Below are 24806 nucleotides of genomic sequence, written 5' to 3' on the forward strand. Positions count from 1 at the left end.
TGAGCAACATGGTTAAGCCGCCACTAAATTCCGGAATGATGGAACTGGACGCCCTCTTCGACGAAATCCGCTCCTGCCGCATCTGCGTCGATCAGCCGGTGCGCGCGCCCCTGCCGCATGCGCCCCGTCCCGTCATTCGCGGTGCCGCCACCGCGCGCATCCTGATCGCGGGGCAGGCGCCCGGCACGCGCGTCCATGCTTCCGGCAAGCCGTTCACCGACCCGTCCGGCGATCGGCTGCGCGACTGGATGGGCGTCGACGAGGCGACCTTCTATGACGAGACGCGGATCGCGATCGTGCCGATGGGGTTCTGCTTCCCCGGGCTCGACGCCAAGGGCGGAGACCTGCCGCCGCGCCGGGAATGCGCGCCCGCCTGGCGCGATGCCGTGATGGCGGCGCTGCCGGCTGTCGAGCTGATCCTCGCCGTCGGCCTGTCCGCGATGCAGTGGCACCTCGGCAGCCGGGCGAAATCCGGAATGACGGAGACGGTCGCCGACTGGCGCGCGATCCTGGCTGAAACGGCGGCCCCCGGCATCCTGCCGCTACCCCACCCTTCCTGGCGCAACAGCGGCTGGATCAAGCGGAATCCCTGGTTCGAGGCGGAGCTCCTTCCGGTCCTTCAGCGTCGCGTCGCGGAGCATTTGCGCAGCGCGGATTGACTTCGCGGGCCGATTTGCGCATTCATCTTGGGAATATTATTCTCAATTCGAAGTCGTCGGCAATGCTCATTGGAAAATGATGCTAGCGCCGCGAGGTTCCAAGGCAGAGGGTTTCGGAATGATTGACCGACTTGACCGAAAAATACTGCAAATCCTGCAGGAAGACGCCACCATCCCGGTCGCCGAGATCGGGCGGCGAGTCGGACTGTCGACGACGCCTTGCTGGCGACGGATCCAGAAGCTCGAGGAAGACGGGGTGATTACCCGGCGCGTCGCCGTGCTGGACCCGAAGAAGGTGAACGCCAAGGTCACGGTCTTCGTCTCGATCACCACCAGCCAGCATAATGAGGAATGGCTGAAGCGCTTCGCCGAGGTCATCCGCGATGTGCCCGAGGTGGTTGAGTTCTACCGGATGAGTGGGCAGGTGGACTATCTGCTGCGCGTCGTCGTGCCCGACATCGAGGCCTATGACCTGTTCTACAAGCGCCTGATCGCGCGGATCGACATCGCGGATGTCTCGTCCGCCTTCGCGATGGAGCAGATCAAATATGCGACGGCGCTGCCGCTGAACTACATTCCGCTCGAAAAGGACAAGGGCGTCGCCTAAGCGGCGTCAGGCCTGTTTCGCGAAAGGCCGTCCGGCGCGAAATTGCCGGACGGAAAGGCTCAGGCGGCGCGCAAGTGCCGCGTCAGGTAGTGCTCGATCTTGTCCCAGAGCCGACGGACGGCCTCGACCACGATCAGATAGAGCACGGCGGCCCAGAGATAGACCTGGAAGTCGAACGTGCGCGAATAGGCGAGGCGGGTCACGCCCATCAGGTCGAACACGGTGACGATCGCCGCCACCGACGATCCCTTGATCATCAGGATCACCTCGTTGCCGAGCGGGCGAAGCGCGATCAGCAGGGCCTGCGGCACGATGATCTTGCGGAAGATCTGCCGTGAATTCAGGCCGAGCGACATCGCCGCTTCGCGCTGGCCGACGGGTACGGCGCGGATGGCGCCGCGCAGGATCTCGGCCTGATAGGCGGCCGTGTTCAGCGTGAAGGTCAGCACGCAGCAGAAGAAGGCATCCCGGAACAGCCACCAGAGCCCGACCGCCTCGAGCTGGGCCCGGAACTGGCCGGCGCCGTAATAGACGAGGAAGGTCTGCGCCAGCAGGGGTGTTCCCCGGAAGAAGTACATGTAGCCGAAGTCGATCCCCCGGATCACCCGATACCGGCTAAGCCGCGCCAGCGCGACCGGCCAGGAGAGCAGCGCCCCGAGCGTGATCGAGATAACGACGAGCTGAAGCGTGACGACCAGGCCCTGCAGCATGCGCGGGCCATAGGTGGCGAGAGCGTCCCAGTTCATTACGCCCTCCTCAGGCCGCGATTGGCCCAGCGCTCGACGGCGGCGATGCCGATCGACGAGATCATCGAGAGCGCGAGGTAGATCAGGCAGGCGACGCCGAAGAACAGGAACGGCTCCTTGGTCACGCGGACGGCGATGCTCGTCTTGCGCAGGAGGTCGTCGAGCGCGATCACCGACACCAGCGACGTGTCCTTGAGCAGGATCAGCCAGAGATTGGCGAGGCCGGGCAGCGCCAGGCGAACCAGCTGCGGCACGATCACGAGCCGGAGCGTCGTCCAGGGCCGGAGGCCGAGGGCGTAGGCGGCCTCATACTGGCCGCGCGTGATGTTGTTGAAAGCGCCGAGAAACACTTCCGACGCATAGGCGGAAAAGACAACGCCGAGCGCGATCATGCCGGCGACGAAGCCGTTCACCTCGACCGGCGTGTCGCTGAAGAGGCCGACGATCTTCTGCAGCGCGATCTGGCCGCCGAAATAGACGATGAAGATCGTGAGCAGTTCGGGTAGCCCGCGGAAGATGGTGGTGTAGGCGTTGCCGAAGGCGCGCCACCAGCGATTGGGGCTGCGCTTGGCGAGCGCCATCAGAAGGCCGAGCGCCAGCCCGAAGGGCAGGGTGGCGAGGGCCAGCCGAATGGTAAGCCAGGTGCCCTGCAGCAGCTGGTTGCCCCAGCCGTCGGGCCCGAAGCTTAGCAAATTCAACAGGTCCACGCGGCCCGTCCCCCAGGGTCAGTCAATCGCAGGATTGCGCCGGGCGGGTTCTACGCCCGGCGCCGTCCGCGCTCAATCCTTCCAGATCGAGAAGGGGAAGTACTTGGCGTTGATCTTGTCGTAGGTGCCGTCCGCCTTGATGGCGACGATCGCTGCCGAGATCTGGTCGCGCAGGTCGGAATCGGCCTGACGCACGCCGGCGCCGACGCCATCGGTCGGCAGGTCGGTGCCGACAAACTCGAAGTTGGCGCCGTCCGCGGTCTTCAGCCAGTCGAGGCCGGGCAGCTTGTCGACGAACAGCATGTCGATGCGGCCCGAGACGAGGTCGAGGTTCACTTCGTCCTGGGTCGGATAGAGCTTGACGTCCGAACCCTTGTACTTCTCCTCGAGTTCGGTCGCCTGGACCGTCGAGGACTGCGCGCCGATGGTCTTGCCCTTCAGGCTCTCGGGCGAGGTGTCCTTGATGGCCGCGCTCTTCGGCGCGATGAAGGAGGAGGGCGACTGGTAGTAGGGACGCGAGAAGTCGATGACCTTCTTGCGCTCGTCGGTGATCGACATCGACGAGAAGATGGCGTCGAACTTGCCGGCCTGCAGCGCAGGGATCAGGCCATCCCAATCCTGCACGGCAAACGTGCATTCGGCCTTGAGCTGATTGCAGACGGCCTTGGCGATCTCGACGTCAAAGCCGCCGATCTGGTTGTCGGCGCCGACATAGTTGAACGGCGGGAACGCGCCTTCGACGGCGATCCGGATGTTCTTCCATTCCTTCGCCTGGACGGCGCCGGTGACGGCCATCAAGGCCAGCGCCGCGATGGCGGCCTGCTTCACGATACGCATGGGCATTCCCCTGAGATACACTCTTCTAGTGCGTCTGGTTGCGCCTGCCACGGACAAGCGTTCCAGCCTTGCCACATATTCCCATTTTTTGGAGGGACGCTGCAACTGCTCGTCGTTGCTGCGGCGCGCTCAGCCCGGCCGGACAGGATCGAGCCATCCGGCGGCGGCGGCGAGCTCGTCGGGCGTGTTGGCGTTCAGAAACGGATCCGGACCGCGCTCGGGCTGCGGGAAATGGACGACGGTGAAGCCGCTGGCGGCGATGAACGCCCGCACGCCATGGCTCTTCGCGGTGAGGCGCCACTCGGCGAGCGCGTCGGCCAGCGCGACGGGCCAAAGCCCGACAACGGGGTGGTCGCGATCGCCGGAAGCGGCAATGACGATTCGGGATTGGCCGTCACGGCCGGCGTCGAGCTTCGCTACCAGATCGGTCGGAACGAACGGCGTGTCGACCGGGACGGTTGCAATGAAATCCGGTTTCCCGGGCAATGACTGGGCCCATCGCATCCCCGCCAGGATGCCGCCGAGGGGCCCCGTATCCGGCTCGTCATCGGCGAGGATGGGCAATCCGTAGCCGGCAAAGCGGGAGGGATCGCCGTTGGCATTGATCGCGAGGGGAGAGACCTGGGGAGCGAACCGCTCGATCACCCGCTCGATCAGGCTGATGCCGCCGAGCTCCACCAACGACTTGTCCTGCCCCATCCGGACCGAGTTGCCTCCTGCGAGGATCACGCCTGCGATTGTCATCGGCTCCGGTTTCTGTTGAGGAGCATGAAGGCTCCGCCTGCGATCAGGCCCCAGAATGCCGCACCGATGCCGTAGAAGGAAAGCCCCGAGGCGGCCGTGACGAAGGTCACCATTGCCGCATCCCGGTGCGCCGGAATGGAGATGGCGCCCGCCAGCGCTCCGGCGAAGGCGCCGAGCAGGGCGAGGCCGGTCGCCGCCTGGATCAGCACCGGCGGCGCCACCGTCACAAGCGCCGCGGCGAGCGTCGCGCCGAGGCCGAGCAGCAGGTAGAAGGCGCCGGCCGAGACCGAGGCGATCCAGCGGCGCGACGGCTCGGGATGGGCGTCGGGGCCGGCGCACATTGCCGCCGTCAGGGCGGCGAAATTGAGCGTGTGGCCGCCGAACGGCGCCACGAGCATGCTGGCGACGCCCGTCCCGAAGAAGACCGGGCCGACCGGCGGCTCGTAGCCATTGGCCTTCATCACCGCGATCCCCGGCAGGTTCTGCGACGCCATCGTGACGATGAAGAGCGGGATCGCCAGCGAGACCAGCCCCTGCAGGGTGAAGACCGGCCAGACAAAGGCGATGTCGGGGGTGATGTGGTCGATTGACCAGCCGCCCGTGGGCGCCGTCCAGACGATCAGCGCGACGGCCGTGGCGACCGCCGCCGGCACGGCCCAGATTTTCCGGATGCGGCCGACGAGCGCCCAGACCACCACGACGGGAATGGCCAGCGCCGGCTCGAGCCCGACGGCCCGCGCCGGCGCGAGACAGAGGCCGAGCAGGATCCCGGCCAGCATGGCGCTGGCGAGGACGGCGGGGATCGACGAGACGAGGCGGCCGAACGGCTTGATCAATCCGGCGGCGACGATGAGCAGGCCGGCGAGGATGAAGGCGCCGACGGCGGCCGGGAAGCCGCCCTCGATGATGCCGGTCGCGGCGAAGAGGACCGAACCGGGCGTCGACCAGGCGATGCTGACGGGGATGCGGTAGCGCCAGCTGAGGAATATCGAGAGCAGCCCCTGCGCGACGCAGATCGCCAGCAGGCCGGACGCCGCCTGCGCCTGCGTGGCGCCGACGGCGACAAGTCCCTGCAGCACCACCGTGAAGACGCCGGCGAAGCCGACGAAGGCAGCCATGATGCCGGCCACGATCGGCTGCGTCAGGCCTACGGACGGGCTGGTCCCGGTCGTCTCGGCAGGGGAGCGTTCAGGCGCGTTGAAAGGAGAGGCGGGCGCCTCGGCGCGGATATCCATCGGGATCGCCTTGATTGCATTCGAGGGAGGAATTGTTAAATTGGATCCAATCGACAGGCAAGGGCAGAACGCACCCTGCCGGCATTTGGGGAGAGCAGACGGGCATGACGGGAGCCTTGTTGGAGCTGGTCCAGTCCGCCGCGCCGCGCTATCGCACGGCGACGGAATATGTCGAGGCGACCCTGCGCGAGGCGATCCTTTCCGGGACGATCGCGCCCGGTACGCCGCTTCGGCAGGAGGAGCTGGCCGCGACCTTCAAGGTCAGCCGCATGCCCATCCGCGAGGCGCTGCGCCAGCTGGAAGCCCAGGCGCTCGTCGATTTCGAGCCGCATCGCGGCGCCGTCGTCGTCCAGATCACGCTTCTGGACGCCATGGACAACTATGCCATCCGCGCGGCGCTCGAGCCGCAGGCGCTGCGGCTGTCGATACCCCATCTGACCGAGGAGGATTTCGATCTCGCCGAGGAGCTACTGGCGGAAATCGATCAGGAGACCGATCCCGGCCGGATGGGCGAACTGAACCGGCGTTTCCACATGACGCTCTATTCGCAGGCCGGGCTGCCGCGCCTGATCGCGCTGACGGAGCAGCATCTCGCAACCGCCGATCGCTATCTGCGCTTTCATCTGGCGGCGGTCGGCGACATGGGCCAGGACGAGCATCGCGAGATGCTCGCCGCCTGCCGCGCCCGCGACGAGGTGAGGGCGATCGCCACCCTGGCCCGCCATCACGGCCGTGCGAGCGATTCGATGGAGGCGTTCTTCAAGTCGCGGGGTGGCAGCAAGGCCGACGGTCGCGCCTAGGGCTGCCTCGCGGCGTCGCCCGCAGTCCATCCAAGCGTCTCCAGATTGCGCCGCGCTGCCCGCTGCACGGCGGGGAGGTGCGCCTGAACCTGGCTCGTCAACGCGCCAAGCGAGGCGCGGAACCGTCGGATCAGCGCCAGCAGGACTTCAGGCTCTCCCGCCGCCTCCGGCGTGACGAGCAGCCACGACGGCAGGTCGAAATGATCGAACAGACCTTCGAACTTGTCCTGGTAGGTCAGGGCGACGGCCGGCCTGCCCATCCCGAGCGTCGCGATCGCCAGATGCATGCGTCCCGTGACGGTGCCGTCGAGATGCGAGACGATCGCCTTGATTTCATCCGGGCCGACATCCTCCCCGACGAACAGCACGTTCTCGCGCAGGGTTTCATCGAGATCGGCGGCAAAGGCCCGTAGCGCGACCTTATCGCTGTCCTCCCGATTGTCATGCGGGATGACGACGAAAGCGGTGCCGTCCTCGGCCGCGAGCTTCCTGAGCACGGTCTCGAACGAACGACCCAGTCGCGGGAAATCCTCCCGTTTCTTGAAGAGCTGGGGATGGAAGTTGATGCCGAGCACGTGCCGTCCCTGTTGGCGCTTGCCCGCAGCCCATGCTCGGACCGCTTCAGACGCCTGCCCCGGCTTCTCCTTCAGCAGGAACGCGCAATCGGCAACCAGCGTGCCTTTTCGGCCGGAGAATGCCTCGAAGCGCTGCAAGGACGATTGGTCCCGCACCTGGATGACGACGTCCGGATGCAGTTTCGCCCATGCGGGCCGCAGGTCCTCTGCTGGCGCGCTGTTGAAGCTGAAGCCGAGAATGGCGGTCGGGATCTTCCTGGAGGCGGCGAGATCGGCGATCCGCAACATGCGCTTCGCCATCTCCGATCCATAGCCGCCATCCAGGACGTCGGCGCCGAGCACGAGCAGCGCTTTCGCGTGTTTCTTTCGAATCTGGCGATCGACCTGAGGCCAGAACGCTTGTTCGCTGTCCCAGGCGACGCGAACCGTTCTCAGGCCGAGGCGGTGGGCGGCCTGATCGGCGGCATCGGTGGAGGTGAGGACGGTGACCTCGAGCCCGGCCTGGGTGCGGCACACTTCCGTTACGGCCGCGATCATTGCCGCGTCGCCGATCGATCCCGTAAGGTTCCAGGGATCGGACGGAATCAGGAAGAGCGTCGGAGGCCGGCTGGCGATCCAGTCCGACAGCCAGGTGAGCACTCTTCTGCGGGGCATTCGTAGGTCTCACCGTGCTGATCACAGGAATTCCAAACTAGAGAGTCAGAAGTTTGGAGTCGTTGCAAGAGGGATACCGGGATTGGCAAATCCTCTCGTCGTCATGATCTGTGCGCCGTGGCCGCGATCCGGCAGCTCCAGTATATTCCTCGCACAATCAAAAGCATATATTGATGCTGGATATGACGTTATAGTTGTATTCGTCCCTCACAATGCTGATTTACGGACGGACCGTAACTCGGTTTGGGGGAGGATCCGGGATGACTTCTCGGAGATTCCCGGGCGCGACATCTATCTGAACCAATCCCGTCGCCGGATCCGGCGCGGATCCTCGATGGCCTATTGGGACTGGATCCTGGCGGGGAAAGACACGGTGATGGCGATCGAGTCGCGCTATGCGGGCCGGTCGCGGATCGATGCCGGCCTGCTCGCGCGCATCCGGGCCCGTGGCGTGGCGCTCGTGCATGTGAACCACGCCTTCAACATGGGAGCGGCGAAAAAGATCGCGAAAGCGGCGGAATCCGCCGGGTTTCCGCGACCGAAGATCCTTCTCGAGACGCACGATATCCAGGCCCACCGCTATGGGCACGGTCGTCTGCCCAACCCGATCACCCGACAGGTCGACGACCTCGACAGGCTCCATCGCGACGAGGCGAAGATCGGCGCCGAGGCGGATGCGCTGGTCCATATCAGCGAGGATGACGTCGAACATTTCCGCAAATTGCTGCCGGGCCGGCGCCATTTCCTCAACCGGCCCACGTCCCGCAACCATCTCGCGGCGACCCGGCCGAACGGCGCGGCGACGATCGATTTCCTGTTCGTCGGCAACGCCCACGCCGGAAATATCACGAGCATTCAATGGTTTACGAGCGAGGTCCTGCCGCGGCTGTCGGGGCAGGGGCTCCGGATCCGCATCGTCGGCAGCATTGCCACCTGGTTCCGCCAGCACCAGCCTTCCGTCTTCGAGGCACATAGGGAGATCTGGCTGGAAGAACAGCCGGATCTCGCGGAAATCTATGCGTCCTCCCGCGCGGTCATCGTGCCGACGACCGCCGGGACCGGTGCTTCCATCAAGCTGGTCGAGGCGCTGGCGATGGGGAAACATGTCGTAGCGACGCCCATGGCTGTGTCGGCCTTCGCCCGCATTCCCGGCATAGACGAAGCCGTCCGGATCGCGGACGGAGCGGACGAATTCGCTCGTCAGATGAAAGAGCTATCCAGACTTCCTGACGTTCCGAACGAGGCGGGACTGGCCCTCTATGCCGCGCATTTCTCGAATGAATGCTACCAGCGGACGCTGGCCGGCATCCTGCGCGAAGTCCTGGGCTGAACCCGAGCGAACCGGAAGCGACCCCCGGCGGAGGCGCTGCTTGCGCGAGGCGCCGAGGCCGCCCTATAGAGCGTGCGACCCGGGGCGGGCGGATGCGTTCGCTCCGCTTCGGTCATGTTTCCGCGACGGGTTTTCCGGTAACCTGCCGTTACCAGCCCGTTACCCAGGATGCCGCCCACGATGATGTTCCTGTCCGCGCCGCCGTGCCTTCGGCCCCGATCTTGATCGAAGCCCTCGACGTCGCCGCCTCGTCGCTCGCCGAAATGGGCTGGAGCGACTTTTTCGCCGAGCAGGTCGAAGCCGACGAGGCGGACCTCGTGCCGATGCGGATCGCGACCGTGCATCGGGCGCGGATGGGCGCCATCGCCGTCGACGGTCCGGTCCGGCTGGTCCTTCCGGTCCATACCAACACGGGCGACTACGCGGTCGGCGACTGGGTGCTGGTCGAGCCGGGGACGGATCTGCTCCGCCGCCGGCTGGAGCGGCGGACGCTGCTGTCGCGCCGGGTCGAGGGCGGTACTCAGCCGCAGCTGACCGCCGCCAATGTCGACACGCTGTTCATCGTCACCTCCTGCAACGCCGATTTCAACGTCGCCCGGCTCGAGCGCTATCTGGCGCTCGCCAACCAGGCCGGCACCCATCCGGTCATCCTGCTCACCAAGGCCGATACGGTCGAGGACGCCGGGACCTATGCGGCCCAGGTGGCGACGCTGCAGCGCGGGCTCGAATGCGTCACGCTGGACGGACGCCGCGGCGAGGCGGCGGCGGCGCTCGCCCCTTGGTGCGGGGCCGGGCGGACGGTGGCGCTGATCGGCTCCTCCGGCGTCGGCAAGTCGACGTTGCTGAACACGCTGGCCGGCCCCGATCAGGACGCGCCGCAACAGACCGGCGGCATTCGCGAGAGCGACGCCAAGGGCCGCCACACCACCACTTCGCGCTCGCTGCACCGGATCGCCGGCGGCGGCTGGGTGATCGATACGCCCGGCATGCGGACGCTGCATGTGAGCGACGCGGCCGAGGGCATCGACCAGCTCTTCGCCGAGATCACCGAACTGGCGCCGAACTGCCGTTTCCGCGATTGCACGCACGAGCACGAGCCCGGCTGCGCCGTGCAGGCGGCGGTCAAGGCGGGGCAGCTCGATCCGGACCGGCTCGATCGCTGGCGCAAGCTGCAGGACGAGAACCGCGCCAAGACGCCGGTGCTGAAGGGCCCGAAGGGCAACAAGCGCCGCTGACGGCGCCAGCACGACGCGTCAGTGAAACGCGCGCACTTCGACGGGGGCCCGGCAGGCGATCGCGGCCTTGCGACCCCAGACAAGCGCCTCGTCCAGGTTCGCGGCCTCCAACACCCAGAAGCCGCCGACATGTTCCTTGGCTTCCGTGTAGGGCCCGTCGGTAACGACGATCTCGCCATTGGCCTTGGCCCGAAGCGACTTCGCACTCGCCACCGGCTTCAGGCCGCCGACGAAGATCGTGGCACCCGCCGCCTGCATCTCGGCATTGAGCGCATCGATATCGCGGTCCATGGCCGCGTCTTCGGCGACGAACGGGTCGTAGTCGTCGGGATGGTGAATAGCGACCAGATACTGCGCCATGGTTCCTCCTGGATCGTCCCTGCGCCGGTCGATTGCCCGGCTTTCCCGATCGTGACGAACGACCGGACCGGATTTCGACAGGTGTCCGGCCGTTTCTTCCAACGCCCTTTCCGTCGGCGCCGGCGCCAAGGCATGGGCAGGAACCACGGCCGATTTCCCGGGATGCTATTCCGGATCCGCCGGCACGAGGCTTTCCATCACGCCCCGGAGTTCGATCAGCGCGTCCGAGAGGCACAGCATCCGTTCGTCGCCCAACTCCGCCTTCAGCTGTGCCGCGAAGGCGGCATGCTGGGGGTGGATGGCGCGGATGGCGGCAAAACCCTTTTCCGTCGGATGCAGCAGCATGGCCTTGCGGTGCGCGGGGTTGGGCGTCACGGCCAGCATGCCGTCCTCGACCAGCTGGTTCGCCGTCCGCTGCACGCTCTGCCGGGTGATACCCATCCGCCGCGCGATCTCGGCCTGTGTCAGCGGCTGGTGCAGAACGGCACCGAGCACCTGCCAGCGTGTCGCCGTCAGCCCGGCCGGTACGGCGAGCTCCTCCGCGACCGTCAGGAACAGCCCGTTCAGCGCGAATACCGTCAGCGCCATCGAGCTCAGCTTCTCCTGGGCGTTGATTTGGGCGTTGATCTCGGTCTCGATCTCCGCGTCGATCACGGCGCGGTCTCCGCCATCAGCTCGTAGAAGCCGGCCGGGTCATGATCCCGATACAGCTTCAGCCAGGAATTCAGCGTCGCCTCGTCATAGAGGGCGAGCTTGCGAAAGATCTCGGCGGCGAAGGGGATCGGCGCGATGCCGCTGGCGGTGATCAGATCGCCGGAGGTGACCGCGAGCTGCTCCTGATAGTGCGCGCCGCCCCGATAGCCCGTCATTTCCAGAAACACCTTGGCGTTGCTGGTATGCGGCCGCTCGTCCAGCAATCCCTGCCGCGCCAGCGCCGCCGTCGCGCCGCAGATGGCGGCGACCGGAACATGCGCCCCGAGAAAGCGCCCCGCCATTTCGGCGAAATCGTCGATGCCGCCCGCCATGGCGATGTCGGCGCCCGGCAGGATCAGCATCCGGCTCGCTTCGGGCTCCAGCTCGTCGAGTGGGAGGTCCGGCAACAACCGCATCCCGCCCTTGCTGGTGACCGGATCGAGCGACCGGCCGACGGTCTTCACCTGATAGCGGCCGGGCGTCTTCTGGAACTCGGGCGAGCGGATATGCGCGATCGCATAGCCGGACTCCCAATCCGCCATCGTGTCATAGATCGCGACGTGCACGGTTTCCTGGGTCATGGCCGATCTCCCGAACAATTTGACAGCATGCTGACGAATTGTCAGCGTGCTGTCAATGTCAGGCGAGGGCGCTGCTCACTCCCTTCGGGCGGCCTCGATCGCGGCGACGTCGATCTTGCCCATGTCCATCATGGCGGTGAAGGCGCGCTTGGCTTCCTCGCCGCCGGCGGCCATCGCCTCGGTCAGCACGCGCGGGGTGATCTGCCAGGAGATGCCCCACTTGTCCTTGCACCAGCCGCAGGCGCTTTCCTGGCCGCCATTGCCGACGATGGCGTTCCAGTAGCGGTCGGTCTCCGCCTGGTCGTCGGTGGCGATCTGGAACGAGAAGGCTTCGCTCTGCTTGAAGGCGGGGCCGCCATTCAGGCCGATGCAGGGAATGCCGGCGACGGTGAACTCGACGACCAGAACGTCGCCCGCCTTGCCGGACGGGAAGTCGGTGGGGGCGCGCTGGATGGCGCCGACCGAGCTGTCGGGAAACGTCTCGGCATAGAAGCGGGCCGCCGCCTCGGCGTCCTTGTCGTACCAGACGCAGATCGTGTTTTTGGCAATCGCCATCGCGTGTCCTTTCGCTTTTTGAGCCCAATTGCGAAATGTCTTCCCGTCCGCGGGCAGGATGCTGCACGAATTCTAAGAATGCGGCTCCACGACGGGCGGTTCCGCCGGCGACGCCGGATAGGTCGTGTCGGAGCGACTTTGCCCAGTGGGTCGCGGGCGGCTCGGCAAGCGGTCCGCCCATTGTCGGCAGGCGGTCGGGAACGTCGCCTGCCGTGTCAGCGACCGCAGCAGGCCTCGCCGCCGCCCTGGCGCTCGAGCTGGATTGGCGGGCAGGGCACCGAGCCGTAGGAGCAGAAGACGCAGCAATCTCCGGCCTTCGGGCGCAGCAGCGTATGGCAGGCCTCGCATTCGTAGAAGAACTGGCAGGCGTCGGTCGGCATTTCCTCGACCTTGCCGTGACCGCAATGCGGGCATGTGATCGTGGAGCGAAGCTCAGGCTGCAAGAATTCCCCCGTCCGTTAGTTCGTCGCGCGCATCTTCCCTAGCTGGCCAGGATTCTCCGGCCGAGCGGGAAGCATGTCGTCCAGCATGCCATCCTGTTTCCGAATAGTCTGCCCCTCGGCCGATCCGAGTGTAACAAAATCGTGCTTTCCCTCGATTCTTCAAGAATTGAGGCGCATGCCGAGTTTGGGTATTGTGGCCGTCTTTATCGCGGTAACAAGCAACAGAGTGAATATAGTTCGTTCTCCATAGTTCTTATCATGATGAATAATCGGGCCTGTTTGCAGGAGATGCTCCATGCATTCCACGCGACACATGCTTTCCAGCCGATTTTTGTCCCTTCTGATGCTGTCTTCCGGTCTCTCCATCGTCACGGCCGATGCGCAGACGATCACCGGAACGCCGGGATCGCCGAGCGCGACGCAGACGATCGACGGCAACACGATACCGCCGCCGCCGTTGCCCTTCGGGGGCGTGATCAATCTCGACGCCACGAACTCGAAGCCGTTCTGGCCGCCGAGGGTGGTGCCGCCGGCCGGCGCGCCCAACATCCTGCTGATCATGACGGACGATGCCGGCTATGGCGTTTCCGGCACGTTTGGCGGCGTCATTCCGACGCCGGCGCTCGATCGTGTCGCCCAGGCGGGGCTGCGCTACACCCAGTTTCATTCGACCGCGCTCTGCTCGCCGACCCGGGCCGCGCTGATCACCGGTCGCAACCACCACTCGGCCGGCTTCGGCGTCATCACCGAGCAGTCGACCGGCTTCCCGGGCTATGATTCCGTCATCGGACCGGAGAACGCGACGATCAGCGAGATCCTCAAGGAGAACGGCTACAAGACCTCGTGGTTCGGCAAGGAACACAACACGCCGAGCTTCCAGTACAGCCTCTCCGGTCCGTTCGACCAATGGCCGGTCGGCATGGGTTTCGAGTATTTCTATGGCTTCATGGGCGGCGAGACCAACCAGTGGACGCCCTATCTGTTCCAGAACACGACCCAGGTTTTCCCGTGGATCGGCCATCCCGGCTACAATCTGACGACCGATCTCGCCGACAACGCGATCGATTATCTGAGGCAGACCAGCGCCTCGGCGCCGGACCAGCCGTTCTTCCTCTATTTCGTTCCCGGCGGCACGCACGCGCCGCACCAGCCGACGCCCGAATGGATCGCCAAGTTCAAGGGCAAGTTCGACATGGGCTGGAACGCCATGCGCGACGAGATCTTCGCCAACCAGAAACGGCTCGGCGTCATTCCGGAGAACACGGCGCTGACGCCCTGGCCGGACAGCCTGCCGAAATGGGATACGCTTTCCGCCGACGAGAAGAAGATGTTCGCCCGCCAGGCCGAGGTCTATGCCGCCTATGTCGCCTATACCGATCACGAGATCGGCCGGGTGATCCAGGAGGTCGAGGACCAGGGCAAGCTCGACAACACGCTGATCATCTATATCGAGGGCGACAACGGCACGAGCGCGGAGGGCTCGACGCTCGGCACGCCGTTCGACCTCGCCGCGATCCAGGGCATCGACATTCCGGTCAAGGACCAGCTCAAGTTCTACGATGTCTGGGGCTCCGACCAGACGACGCCGCACATGTCGGTCGCCTGGTCCTGGGCCTTCGACACACCGTTCAAATGGACCAAGCAGATCGCCTCGCATTTCGGCGGCACGCGGCAGGGCATGGCGATGGCCTGGCCCGCCCGCATCCGCGACGCCGGCGGCATCCGCACCCAGTTCCACCATATGATCGACATCGTGCCGACGATCCTGGAGGCGACGGGCGTGCGCGCGCCGGTCACCGTCAACGGCATCGGCCAGCGCCCGATCGAGGGCGTCAGCATGAGCTATAGCTGGGACAAGTCGAGCAAGGACGTGCCCTCGGCCCGCACCACCCAATATTTCGAAATGTTCGGCGACCGCGCGATCTACCACGACGGCTGGATCGCCTCGACGACGCCGCCGCAGCCGCCCTGGCTGCTCGGGCTCGCCAAGATGCCGGACGTGATCAGCGGCTATAACTGGGAGCTCTACAACATCACGGACGACTATTCGCAGAACAACGATGTCGCCGCGAGCAACCCTCAGAAGCTGCAGGAGCTGAAGGACCTGTTCCTGGTCGAGGCATCGAAATACAACGTCTTCCCGCTCGACAATTCGATCGTGCAGCGGCTTCTTGCGCCGCGTCCGAGCGCCACGGCCGGGCGGAACAGCTTCACCTATGCCGGGCGCGTCTCCGGCATTCCGCCCAGCGCCGCGCCGGATCTGCTGACCAAGTCCTACACCATCACCGCCGAGGTCGAGATCCCGCAGGGTGGGGCGGAGGGCATGCTGGCGACGATGGGCGGCCGGTTCGGCGGTTATGGCCTCTATCTGGTCAAGGGCAAGCCGGTCTTCCTGTACAACCTACTGGCGCTCCAGCGCTTCCGCTGGGCCGGCAACGACGCGCTGACGCCCGGCAAGCACACGGTCGTGTTCGATTTCACCTATGACGGCCCCGGCGCCGGCAAGGGCGGCACGGGCGTGCTCAAGGTCGACGACCAGGAGGTCGCCCGGCAGGCGATCCCGCACTCCATGCCGTTCCTGATGACGATCGACGAGACCTTCGACGTCGGCGTCGATACGCGAAGCGGGGTCGAGGACAGCGACTACCAGCTGCCCTTCGCCTTCACCGGCAAGCTGGACCGCATCACCTTCAAGCTCGGCCCGACTCAGCTCGGCGCCGCCGAGCAGGCGGCGGCGCGGACGAAGCTGGCGCGGGCGAGGGATTAGGGGCGGATCGACTGCCCGAAGCCGTGAGGCCGCCGCCCGAGCCGGGGCGGCGGCCTTCTTTCACGACAGGTATTTGTTGAACCAGTCGATCGTCCGCTTCCAGGCGAGTTCGGCCGCCGCCTGGTCGTAGCGTGGCGTCGTGTCGTTATGGAAGCCGTGATTGACGCCTGGATAGATATAGGCCCCGTAGACCTTGTTGTTGGCCTTCAGCGCCGCCTCATAGGCGGGCCAGCCGGCATCGATGTTCTTGTCGAGCTCGGCATAGTGGAGGAGGAGCGGCGCCTTGATCTTCGGCACGTCCGCCGCCTGCGGCTGGCGGCCGTAGAAGGGCACGGCGGCGGCGAGTTCCGGGAAGGCGACGGCGGCCGCGTTGGCGACGCCGCCACCATAGCAGAAGCCGACGATGCCGACCTTGCCGGTGGTGGCGTCGCTCTTCATCAGGAACTCGACCGCGGCGAAGAAGTCGTTCATCAGCTTCTCGGGATCGACCTGCTTCTGCAGCTCGACGCCCTTCTCGTCATTGCCGGGATAGCCGCCCTTCGAGGTCAGGCCATCCGGGGCCAGCGCGATGAAGCCGGCCTTGGCGACGCGGCGGGCGACGTCCTCGATATAGGGGTTCAGGCCCCGGTTCTCGTGCACGACGACGACGCCGGGCCGCTTGCCCGCGATCTTGGCCGGGCGCACGTAATAGGCGCGGACCTCGCCATTGCCGTCCAGCGATGGGTAGGTGATGTACTCGGCGACGATGTCGGGATCGGTCTTCGATACCTGGTCGGCGAGGGCGTAGTTGGGGCTCATCGAGGCGAGGATCCCGGCGGCGGTGACGCCGCCGACGGCGAATTTCGCGGCGCGGTCGAGGAATTCGCGCTTGGTGATCCGGCCATGTGCGTAGAAGTCGTAGAGCTCGAGCAGGTCGGGGTGGAAATCCTTAGCGGTCAGTCGGGTCATGACATGCCTCGTTGCATAAGGGGCTGGCGCCCCGTTGCAGGATGGGACGCTTTAACAACGACCGGGCGCCGGAGGGCAGTCCTAATCGCCGAACCGGACGCAAGATGGGCGGCGCAACAGGGCCGCCCTGCGGCCGGTTCGCGCAGCCGTATCGGAGGATCGTTCCAGGTTTTCCTTGGCGCTCGGCGCCGGCGGCTCTATTCCATCGGCTCGTCGTCGCCGCCTGCCGGCGGTGCGCAGAGGCCCTCCCGCCGAAAGAGGCGGGGAGGGGAACGAAACCAACTGCCGGAGGCGTCACCTATGCCGGAACCGCGAGCCGGAGCGCGCTATCGCTCCGCTCTCCATCTTGGCCGGCGGGCAGGGTTCATCGCGCTCGGATTCGTCTTCCTGGCGCTCGGCATCATCGGTGCCTTCCTGCCGGTCATGCCGACGACGATCTTCCTGATTCTCGCCGCCTGGGCGTTCGGCCGGTCCTCGCCCCGGCTCGAGGCATGGATGCTCGATCATCCGCGCTTTGGCGGTACACTGCGCGCCTGGCGGGCGCATGGCGCGATCCCGCGCCGCGCCAAGTGGATGGCGTGCGGCGGCATCGCGCTCGGCTATGTCGTGTTCTACGTTTCCGCCGCGCCGAGCTGGCTGCTGGCGGCGTTCGTCGCGCTCGTGATGCTGGGATGTGCGCTCTGGATCGTCACGCGCCCGGAGGGCCCGGCGGCGCAGCCGGCCGTGTCGGAATAGTCATGGCGCGGACCGGCGGCGAGATGCCGCCGGCCCGCATTCTTGTCGTCAGGCCGCCGCGAGGCCCTTGGCGAGGTCCAGCGCCTGCCGCTCGAACAGCTTGCGGTAGATGCCGTTGTCGAGGCGCACCAGCTGCTCGTGCGTGCCTTCCTCGGCGATCCGGCCGCGATCGAAGACGAGCAGGCGGTCGAGCGCCCGCACCGTCGACAGGCGGTGGGCGATGATGATCGCCGTGCGCCCTTCCATCAGTCGCTCCATCGCCTCCTGGATCAGCGCCTCCGATTCCGAATCGAGGCTCGACGTCGCCTCGTCGAGGATCAGGATCGGCGCGTCGGCCAGGAAGGCGCGGGCGAGCGCCACGCGCTGGCGTTCGCCGCCCGAGAGCTTGACGCCGCGCTCGCCGACCAGCGTCTGGTAGCCCTGCGGCAGCCGCTCGATGAAATCATGCGCGTTGGCGAGCTTCGCCGCCGAGATGATCTCGGAGAGCGACGCGCCCGGCCGGGCATAGGCGATGTTCTCCGCCAGCGAGCGGTGGAACAGGATCGGCTCCTGCTGGACGATCGCGATCTCGCCTCTGAGCGACGACTGCGTGACATGGGCGATGTCCTGCCCGTCGATCACGATGCGGCCGTCGGTGACATCGTAGAGACGCTGGATCAGCTTGACGAAGGTCGTCTTGCCCGAGCCGGAATGGCCGACCAGGCCGACCTTCTCGCCCGCTTTGATGGTGACGTCGAAGTCCTTGTAGAGCGGCGTTTCATGGCTCGCATAGTGGAAGGTGACGTCGTCGAAGCGGATCTCGCCGGCGCCGATGCGCATCGTCTTGGCGTCGGGCTTATCCTCGATGCCGAGCGGCTGCGCGTGCAGGGCGACCAGTTCCTCCATGTCGTTCACCGAGCGCTGCAGATTGCGGATATGCACGCCGACATCGCGCAGATAGCCCTGCAGCAGGAAGTAGGAGGTGAGGACGAAGGTGACGTCGCCGGCTGTCGCCTGGCCGTGCCACCAGAGGATCAGCACGGTGCCGATGATGGCGCCGCGCAAAAGCACCAGCAGCACGCCCTGCGCCGTGCCGTTGTTGGTGCCGCGGATCCAGGTGCGCGACGTGCGCGAGCGCCATTTGGCGACGACGCGCGAAAGCCGCGCATCCTCGCGGTCCTCGGCGCCGAACGCCTTGACGACGGCGTTGCAGGACACCGCGTCGGCGAGCGCGCCGCCGAGCTTGGTGTCCCACTGGTTGGCGAGGCTCGCCGCCGGCGCGACATAGCCGAGCGACAGCGCCACCGTCATGCCGATGTAGAGGATCGAGCCGGTGGCGACGATCAGCCCCATCACCGGCCAGTAGGAGCCGAGCAGGATGGTGGTGCCGACCAGCATGGCCAGCGACGGCAGCAGCGCCAGCAGCAGCGTGTCGTTCAAAAGGTCGAGCGCCCACATGCCGCGTGTGATCTTGCGCACGGTCGAGCCGGCGAAGGAATTGGCGTGCCAGTTGGTGGAGAAGCGCTGCACCCGGTGGAACGCGTCGGCCGCGATCGCCGTCATCATGTTGAGCGTCAGCCGGATGATGCCGAGGAAGGCCAGATGGCGCAGCGCCATCATGCCGACGCCGAGCGCCATCAGCGCGCCAAAGGCTGAGAGCGCGGCGGAAAGCGCCGCGTCGCGGTCGCCGCCGTCGCTAGCGATGGCGTCGACCAGGCGGCCGGCATAGAGCGGCAGCAGCACGTCGGCCATGGTCGCCGTCAGCATGGCGGCCGCGAGGCCGGCGATCAGCCAGGGCTGCTTGCGCCAGTGCGCGAAGGTGAATCCGAGAACCTCGGCGAAGGCGCCGGTGCGCCATCGGATGCGGAAACGGGGAAATCTGAATCGAGTCATGATGGCTATCCGGACGCGCCGAAGACGCCATCCGGTCCTGAAAAATGAGATGAAGAGGCGGCGGACGACGTGCGGTCGATGCACGGAGATCCGCGGTTAGGTCTTGGAAACTCGGGGCGGCGGGCTTCGGAGGACCCCGGTTTCGAACCGGGGAGGAAGCCGCTGAACGTCCGAACTAGGCGCGGGATGATCCCGCGACGAGAACCACCGGGGCGACGATCAAATGCAGCGATGCCATGCAAATCCCCCCGCGTTCGGAGTTGAAGAGAGGTCGTTTATAACCGCGTTGCTTGCTGGTGCCAAGAGCGCGCGGCTCGCAGCGCGCATACCTCCGCCGGTTGTGGCGACGCGGCAACAGCGGGGAGCGGGGGATGGGGGCAGGCCGCCGTCGTGCGGATACAGGATGGCTCAAGCCGGCTCGAACCGAGCTGCCCCTTCACCTCTCCCATGGGGAAACCTTCACAGAGCGCCGAAACGTGGCCATGCAGCCCGCGGCCTAGCCGCAGAGCTCCGTCGCCCCGGCGAAGGCCGGGGCCCATAAACACCGGCCAGGAACATTCGGGTCAAGAATGCCCAGTTCTTCCCGCCATGAGCCGGTGGGCATGGATCCCGGCCTTCGCCGGGATGACGGCGGAGCCAGGTCAGCCGGCTCCGTTTCTGAACTATGCGCCGCCCTTCAGGGCGCGATCGAAGGCGGCGGTCGTCATGTCGATCAATTGCCGGTGGATCTCGGCGCGGGATCGGCCGTCGCCGTCGGCGCAAAGCGGCTCGTCGATCTCCTCGGCGGCGAGGATCTTCGCGGCGCCCGGCTTGCATTCGCCGAACATGCTGAAATGGCTCGCATCCTCGATCAGCCGGTATTCGGCATGCGGAATGGCCCTGGCGATGCCGGAGGCCTGCGCCGTCGCGGGAATGTTTTCCGCGCGGCCGAGATTGACGATCTCCATCGGGATCGAAATGCCGGCAAAGCTTTTGAACGCGAAGACATCCGCAGGGGCCGGGTCGATCGCCATGGCGAAGCGGATGCGATCGTCGCGGTTGTCGCGGCCGGCGGCCTTGAGATCCATGGCGTGGAGATCCACGCCGGATTGCCGGATCCAGCCGCATAGCGACGCATTGAGCTGATCCGTGTCGCAATAGCCGGCGAGGAGCTTTTCATCGAGGCGCGCCCCGGCGATGGCGAACGCGGTGGTGCCGCCCATGGAGAGGCCGAGGACGCCAATCTTGCCCGGGATGAGATGGTCCTGGAAAGCGTTGGCACCTTCCAGGGCGTTCAGCGTTTCGCTGAGATCGGAAGGGCGCAGCCAGAGTTTCATGGTTTCAAGGGCGGACCGGTTGGGCCCCGAATTGCCCGGGTGGGCGGGGGCCGCGACGATGAAGCCGTGTTTGGCCAAGGGCGCTGCAAGCCAGCTCAGGGCCTGCGGATTACCGGCGAGGCCGGCACCATGCGAGAGCAGGATGAGCGGGTATTTTCCGGCCGTGATCGGCGCATCGTGCATGGCGGAGGCGCCCGCGAACAACGGGCTGTCGCCGAGCGTGACGGCCTCGCCGCCCGGCTGCGCCGGATACCAGACCGTCACATCAAGGTTTGTGCCGCGCTGTTCGGATGGCGCCGTGATCTGACGAACGCCGACGCCATCCTCGGCGCGCGCAGACTGCATCGTCGCGATCGCAAGGGCGACCGTCCCAAGCAGTGTCGCCAACTTTGTTGAAACGCTCATCCTGAAGCCTTGGTGACGACGACCCGCTCATATCCCTGCGCAAAGGAGAGCATCTTTGGATGCTCCCCCTCGGCCCATTTGCGACGGGGAGAGGTCTCCCCGTCGAAAGGTAAGTCTACCAGACTCAGTCGAGGGGATTTGCGGCCGGGAAGGTCCATTCGCCGCTGAGGATGGGCTGCTCCGGACGATAGAGCCGCGCGGTATAGTTCCAGCCCTCAACGATCGGCAGGCAGTTCGCAATCTTGCCGTCGCAGCCGCCGAACTGGATCGTCACCGAACCGTCCGCATTCTTCGCCGCGGTGATGCCGTTGATCGAATAGGCGTTGTGGTCGTTCTTCTCGAAGAAGCCCTTTTCGTTGTAGACGCTGACCGACCAGAAGGCCTGCACCGGCACGTCCTTCGGCACGTTGATGGTGTAGACCGTCTTGCCGTCGTTCTTCGCGGGCGTGAAGCTCTGGTAGTTGGCTTCGCTGTCGGGAAGGCCGCCCCAGCCCGCGGCCGTGCCGATCAGGTGCTGGACGGGATCGACCTGATCCCGCGTTCCGAAGGCGCCGTGAAACGACGGCTGGTACTTTGCCAGCGTGAGCAGCCCGTTGCGGATTTCGGTGAGGCTGTCCTGATCCCAGTCCGGCAGCTCGAGCTTTCCGGCGTCCTTCTGGCTGACCGTGATCGCATCCTGAAGCTTGTGGACCGCCTCGATATCCTTGGGGTCGTTGGGATCGACCAGGGTCCGGACCGCCACGAAGGCATATCGGGTGCCGAACGATTCCTGCGCCAGCGTGACCGTCTCCTTGCCGTGGGCGACGATCGGCACGTAGTGGTCCTCGTCGACGATCATCATCGACATGTAGCGGTCGCCCGAGTCCGGCAGGGTCAGCGTCACCGGGCCGCCGGCGAGATCAAACACCCCGAACGAATAGAGCGTATCGCGGTTCATGCGAATGACGGTCTGGTTGTCGATCGAAGCCGGCTCGCGGGAATGCTGGAACTTGCCCAGCCCGCCGACGACCTTCGCATTCATCGCGAGGTAATTGTCGGTCTCCGCGCGGACGAAATTGTCCGTGGTGACCAGAGATTTGCCGCTTTGCGCCTGCGCGGAGGCTCCGCTCGCCAGTGCAACGGAAGCCAATACGAGACCGATTCCAACCGAGCGAAACATGAACTACCTCTTCATTGGAGATTGTGCTGCGGAGCCGTGCCGGACCCTTCCACAAGGCTCGGTTGAGCGCAACTCAAATGCCGCCCTCAACCGGACCCTTCACGAGGGCTAGACCCCTAAGATGACTGGCATAAAACAGCCCGGCGCGGCTCACGCCCTTCGAGAGAAAGTCATCGGGATCGGGATGGCGAGCGCATTCCGATGGAACAGCGAATCTTTCGTCCTTTGAAAATCAGGCGCCAGTAGAGAAGCCGTCCGTAGACGCGTTGCCAAAACGCAATCGGCCCGGACGAGCCGGGCCGATGCTACTTTTCGAAAGGAGCGTCGGGCTGTCAGCCGATCTTCTTGCCGCGCGCGACGTCCTGGTCGAAGCAGAGATCGAGGATGCGCTGGATCTCGGCGGCGCGGCGGAAGCTCGGATCGCCGTTGACGCCGGTCTGGACCGCCTTGGCGAAGCGCTCGTAGGTCGTGACGACGGGCGGGCACTCGACCGGCTTCCAGGTCTGGGTGTCGATGTCGGCGCCGGTGCAGATCCGGAGCGAGGAGGCCTTGCCGTCGGTCTTCACCTCGAGCGCGCCCTCGGTGCCGAACAGCAGCAGCGTCAGGTCGTTGGCGTGGCCGGTGGCGAAGCGGGTCGCCGTGATGGTGCCGAGCGCGCCATTGGCGAACTCCGCCATCATGATCACCGAATCATTGGCGTCGAGCTTGTATTCGCCGATCTGGTCGCCTTCGGCCTTGTGGAAGGTCTTCAGGCGGCTCTCGACGGTGCTGATGTCGCTATCGGCGCCGAACGAGGCGAAGTCGACGATATGGACGCCGACGTCGCCGAGCACGCCCTTCGAGCCGTGCTCTTCCGACAGGCGCCAGAGCCAGCGCGATTCCGTGCGCCAGTCGCCCCACTGCTTGCCGACCAGCCAGCTCTGCAGATAGGAGGCCTCGACGTGGCGGATTTTGCCGATCTTGCCTGAAGCCACCAGCTCGCGCGCCTTCTGCAGCGCGGGCGAGTTGCGGTAGGTCAGGTTGACCATGTTGATGACGCCCTTGGCCTCGGCGGCCTCGGCCATTTCGATGGCGTGCGCGTAGTCGGTCGCCAGCGGCTTCTCGCAGAAGACGTGCTTGCCGGCGGCGAGCAGCTTCATCGTCGTGTCGTAGTGGACGGCATCCGGCGTGACATTGGCGGCGGCGTCGAACTGGCCCCAGGTGATCGCCTCCTCGAGGCTGCCGAACAGGTTGGCGATGCCGTGTTCCTTGCCGAAGGCGGCGCGGCGGGCCGGGTCGATTTCGACGGCGGCGACGAGGGTGACGCCGGGAACGGCCTTGAAGGCGGTCGCATGGCTGTTGGCCATGTTGCCGGTCCCGAGGATGAGAAGCTTGACCATGTTGAAGCTCTTGTCTGGATGGAGGGGCGGCTGGCGGGAGCGGGTCCCGGAAGGCGAAGGCGGGGGGAGAGAAGGGCGGGGCTCCGCGGGCCTGCCCGCGAAACCTCGACTTGAAAAGCCGAACCCTCGAAGGCCGGGGCCTCGAGGGTTCGGGACGCCCAGGACTGGGCGTCGATCGTCAGTCGACTAGCGGAAGCCTTCCTCGCCGCGCTTGTGCAGGGTCTCGCCCTTGATGGTGAGCGGACCGTTCGGCGCCTTGTCGGCCGGGGTATTCGGGGCCTTCTCGATGCCGGCCCAGGCGGGGGCGGGGTTGTAGGCCCACTTGGCGGCGTTCTTCAGGACCTGCTTGACGTCCGTGTTGTAGTAGATCGGATACGTCTCGTGGCCGGGCGAGAAATAGAAGATCTTGCCGCCGCCGCGCTGCCAGGTCAGGCCCGAGCGGAACACTTCGCCGCCTTCGTACCAGGTGACGAAGACCGTCTCCTGCGGCTCCGGAACCGTGAAGGGCTCGCCATACATCTCGGTCTGCTCGATCTCGAAATAGTCCGAGAGACCCTGGGCGATCTGGTGGTTGCGGTTGATCACCCAGACGCGCTCGAGCTCGCCGGCCTCGCGCCACTTCAGCGAGCAGGGCGTGCCCATCAGGCGCTTGAAGATCTTCGAGAAGTGGCCGGAGTGCAGGACGATCAGGCCCATGCCTTCCCAGACGCGCTTGGCGACTCGCTCGACCACGGCGTCGGAAACCTCGCCATGCGCCTTGTGGCCCCACCAGAACAGGACGTCGGTCTCGGCCAGGCGCTCTTCGGTCAGGCCGTGCTCGGCCTCCTGCAGCGTCGCAGTCGTTACCTTCAGGACGGGATCTTCGGAGAGACCTTTGGCGATCGTGGTGTGCATGCCTTCCGGATAGATCTTCCGGACAACTTCATTCTCCTGCTCGTGGACGTTTTCGCCCCAGACAACAACGCGGATCGTCATGACCATGGTCTCCCTAGACGTTACCTGACCGCAAAATCCTGTCCCGCGCGGCACGGGTGTGAGGTGTGTTGATTGCCGAACGAATGCGACACGTCGGTGACCGGCATTCGTCCAAAGCGCTTTGGATCGTAGACCGGCACACTCTATCGTGCATCTCCGTTCGTGCAATATCCCCTGTTTGACGAGACTGTCGCAGGTCGCGCCGCAGGGCGGAGGGACGGAGGCGCGAGGTCGATCTTCGATGCGCGTCGTCTTTGACCTCTCCCTGAGGAGACCTTGCAAAACACCGACGGTCGCCATGCCGTCCATGGCCTATGGGCAGCGCGCCGTCGCCCCGGCGGAGGCCGGGGCCCATAGACACCGACCAGGAAAGCTTGGCTCAGCCTATCGGCCACAGGCCTGTGTGTCTGGATCCCGGCCTTCGCCGGGATGACGGCAGAGGGTGGCAAGATCCATCCAGCGCGACGAGGGCGGCGTTGCGCGAAGGCC

24 protein-coding genes are annotated in these 24806 nt (G+C 65.8%); 7 read left to right on the plus strand and 17 right to left on the minus strand.

Features of this window, described 5'->3' with window-relative positions; all coding sequences use genetic code 11:
• Positions 1–8: 8 nt before the first annotated feature.
• A complete protein-coding gene (locus AC6HZP_RS11925; protein ID WP_497526792.1) occupies positions 9–659 on the plus strand; it encodes a uracil-DNA glycosylase family protein in 651 nt (216 codons plus the stop codon).
• A 121-nt stretch (positions 660–780) separates the two neighbouring features.
• The gene (locus tag AC6HZP_RS11930; RefSeq protein WP_201404436.1) at positions 781–1266 is read left to right on the plus strand and encodes an Lrp/AsnC family transcriptional regulator; all 486 of its coding nucleotides are present in this window, start codon (positions 781–783) and stop codon (positions 1264–1266) included.
• Positions 1267–1325: 59 nt separating this feature from the next.
• On the opposite strand, the gene AC6HZP_RS11935 is transcribed toward AC6HZP_RS11930, so the two are convergent.
• The 5 genes from AC6HZP_RS11935 to AC6HZP_RS11955 all read right to left on the minus strand — a co-directional run bounded on the left by AC6HZP_RS11935 (position 1326) and on the right by AC6HZP_RS11955 (position 5535).
• Positions 1326–2012: an ABC transporter permease gene (locus tag AC6HZP_RS11935; protein ID WP_497523059.1), complete on the minus strand. Its 687-nt coding sequence runs from the start codon at positions 2010–2012 to the stop codon at positions 1326–1328.
• Complete coding sequence (locus AC6HZP_RS11940) at positions 2012–2719, minus strand: ABC transporter permease (protein WP_201403760.1); 708 nt, start codon at positions 2717–2719, stop codon at positions 2012–2014. Before AC6HZP_RS11940 ends, AC6HZP_RS11935 begins: the two co-directional genes overlap by 1 nt.
• Before the next feature lie 72 nt (positions 2720–2791).
• Positions 2792–3556, minus strand: a complete 765-nt coding sequence (locus AC6HZP_RS11945; protein ID WP_201403761.1) for a transporter substrate-binding domain-containing protein — start codon at positions 3554–3556, stop codon at positions 2792–2794.
• Positions 3557–3685: 129 nt separating this feature from the next.
• Entirely contained in the window at positions 3686–4300 is a 615-nt protein-coding gene (gene mobA / locus AC6HZP_RS11950; RefSeq protein ID WP_497523060.1) for a molybdenum cofactor guanylyltransferase MobA, read from the minus strand.
• On the minus strand, positions 4297–5535 hold the full coding sequence (locus tag AC6HZP_RS11955; RefSeq protein WP_201403763.1) for a benzoate/H(+) symporter BenE family transporter: 1239 nt from the start codon (positions 5533–5535) through the stop codon (positions 4297–4299). Before AC6HZP_RS11955 ends, mobA begins: the two co-directional genes overlap by 4 nt.
• Before the next feature lie 104 nt (positions 5536–5639).
• Between AC6HZP_RS11955 and AC6HZP_RS11960 the strand changes: the two genes are divergently transcribed.
• The gene (locus AC6HZP_RS11960; protein WP_497523061.1) at positions 5640–6335 is read left to right on the plus strand and encodes a GntR family transcriptional regulator; all 696 of its coding nucleotides are present in this window, start codon (positions 5640–5642) and stop codon (positions 6333–6335) included.
• Here AC6HZP_RS11960 and AC6HZP_RS11965 read toward each other — a convergent pair.
• Positions 6332–7549, minus strand: a complete 1218-nt coding sequence (locus tag AC6HZP_RS11965; RefSeq protein WP_497523062.1) for a polysaccharide pyruvyl transferase family protein — start codon at positions 7547–7549, stop codon at positions 6332–6334. The genes AC6HZP_RS11960 and AC6HZP_RS11965 overlap by 4 nt on opposite strands.
• 349 nt (positions 7550–7898) lie before the next feature.
• On the opposite strand from AC6HZP_RS11965, the gene AC6HZP_RS11970 reads away from it, so the two are divergent.
• Positions 7899–8894, plus strand: a complete 996-nt coding sequence (locus tag AC6HZP_RS11970) for a glycosyltransferase (RefSeq protein WP_497523063.1) — start codon at positions 7899–7901, stop codon at positions 8892–8894.
• Positions 8895–9157: 263 nt separating this feature from the next.
• Complete coding sequence (gene rsgA, locus AC6HZP_RS11975) at positions 9158–10129, plus strand: ribosome small subunit-dependent GTPase A (protein ID WP_497526793.1); 972 nt, start codon at positions 9158–9160, stop codon at positions 10127–10129.
• Positions 10130–10147: 18 nt separating this feature from the next.
• On the opposite strand, the gene AC6HZP_RS11980 is transcribed toward rsgA, so the two are convergent.
• From AC6HZP_RS11980 to AC6HZP_RS12000, 5 genes are all read right to left on the minus strand, one after another.
• The gene (locus tag AC6HZP_RS11980; RefSeq protein ID WP_497523064.1) at positions 10148–10636 is read right to left on the minus strand and encodes a YciI family protein; all 489 of its coding nucleotides are present in this window, start codon (positions 10634–10636) and stop codon (positions 10148–10150) included.
• Between the two features lie 18 nt (positions 10637–10654).
• On the minus strand, positions 10655–11143 hold the full coding sequence (locus AC6HZP_RS11985) for a MarR family winged helix-turn-helix transcriptional regulator (protein ID WP_497523065.1): 489 nt from the start codon (positions 11141–11143) through the stop codon (positions 10655–10657).
• Positions 11140–11763 (minus strand): DJ-1/PfpI family protein, encoded by a 624-nt coding sequence (locus tag AC6HZP_RS11990; RefSeq protein WP_497523066.1) that lies wholly within the window; start codon positions 11761–11763, stop codon positions 11140–11142. Before AC6HZP_RS11990 ends, AC6HZP_RS11985 begins: the two co-directional genes overlap by 4 nt.
• Before the next feature lie 75 nt (positions 11764–11838).
• A complete protein-coding gene (locus AC6HZP_RS11995; protein ID WP_497526794.1) occupies positions 11839–12312 on the minus strand; it encodes a VOC family protein in 474 nt (157 codons plus the stop codon).
• A gap of 221 nt (positions 12313–12533) precedes the next feature.
• Positions 12534–12761, minus strand: coding sequence for a GDCCVxC domain-containing (seleno)protein (locus AC6HZP_RS12000; RefSeq protein ID WP_201403770.1), 228 nt, complete (start codon positions 12759–12761; stop codon positions 12534–12536).
• A 313-nt stretch (positions 12762–13074) separates the two neighbouring features.
• Here AC6HZP_RS12000 and AC6HZP_RS12005 point away from each other — a divergent pair, with 313 nt between their 5' ends.
• Positions 13075–15528, plus strand: a complete 2454-nt coding sequence (locus AC6HZP_RS12005; protein ID WP_497526795.1) for an arylsulfatase — start codon at positions 13075–13077, stop codon at positions 15526–15528.
• 60 nt (positions 15529–15588) lie between these two features.
• Here the strand turns inward: AC6HZP_RS12005 and yghX are convergent, their stop codons facing one another.
• Positions 15589–16476 carry a YghX family hydrolase gene (yghX, locus tag AC6HZP_RS12010; RefSeq protein WP_497523067.1) on the minus strand — a complete coding sequence of 296 codons (888 nt, stop codon included), beginning with the start codon at positions 16474–16476 and terminating at the stop codon, positions 15589–15591.
• 300 nt (positions 16477–16776) lie between these two features.
• Between yghX and AC6HZP_RS12015 the strand changes: the two genes are divergently transcribed.
• The gene (locus AC6HZP_RS12015; protein ID WP_497523068.1) at positions 16777–17211 is read left to right on the plus strand and encodes a YbaN family protein; all 435 of its coding nucleotides are present in this window, start codon (positions 16777–16779) and stop codon (positions 17209–17211) included.
• Positions 17212–17259: 48 nt separating this feature from the next.
• On the opposite strand, the gene AC6HZP_RS12020 is transcribed toward AC6HZP_RS12015, so the two are convergent.
• From AC6HZP_RS12020 to AC6HZP_RS12040, 5 genes are all read right to left on the minus strand, one after another.
• A complete protein-coding gene (locus tag AC6HZP_RS12020) occupies positions 17260–19083 on the minus strand; it encodes an ABC transporter ATP-binding protein (protein WP_497523069.1) in 1824 nt (607 codons plus the stop codon).
• Positions 19084–19745: 662 nt separating this feature from the next.
• Positions 19746–20744, minus strand: a complete 999-nt coding sequence (locus AC6HZP_RS12025; RefSeq protein ID WP_497523070.1) for an alpha/beta hydrolase family protein — start codon at positions 20742–20744, stop codon at positions 19746–19748.
• Positions 20745–20928: 184 nt separating this feature from the next.
• The gene (locus tag AC6HZP_RS12030; protein ID WP_201403775.1) at positions 20929–21963 is read right to left on the minus strand and encodes a DUF1254 domain-containing protein; all 1035 of its coding nucleotides are present in this window, start codon (positions 21961–21963) and stop codon (positions 20929–20931) included.
• A gap of 332 nt (positions 21964–22295) precedes the next feature.
• Positions 22296–23342, minus strand: coding sequence for a Gfo/Idh/MocA family protein (locus AC6HZP_RS12035; RefSeq protein WP_497523071.1), 1047 nt, complete (start codon positions 23340–23342; stop codon positions 22296–22298).
• Positions 23343–23528: 186 nt separating this feature from the next.
• A complete protein-coding gene (locus AC6HZP_RS12040; RefSeq protein WP_201403777.1) occupies positions 23529–24317 on the minus strand; it encodes a ThuA domain-containing protein in 789 nt (262 codons plus the stop codon).
• Between the last annotated feature and the right edge of the window lie 489 nt (positions 24318–24806).

Source organism: Kaistia sp. SLG-1, from assembly GCF_059699055.1.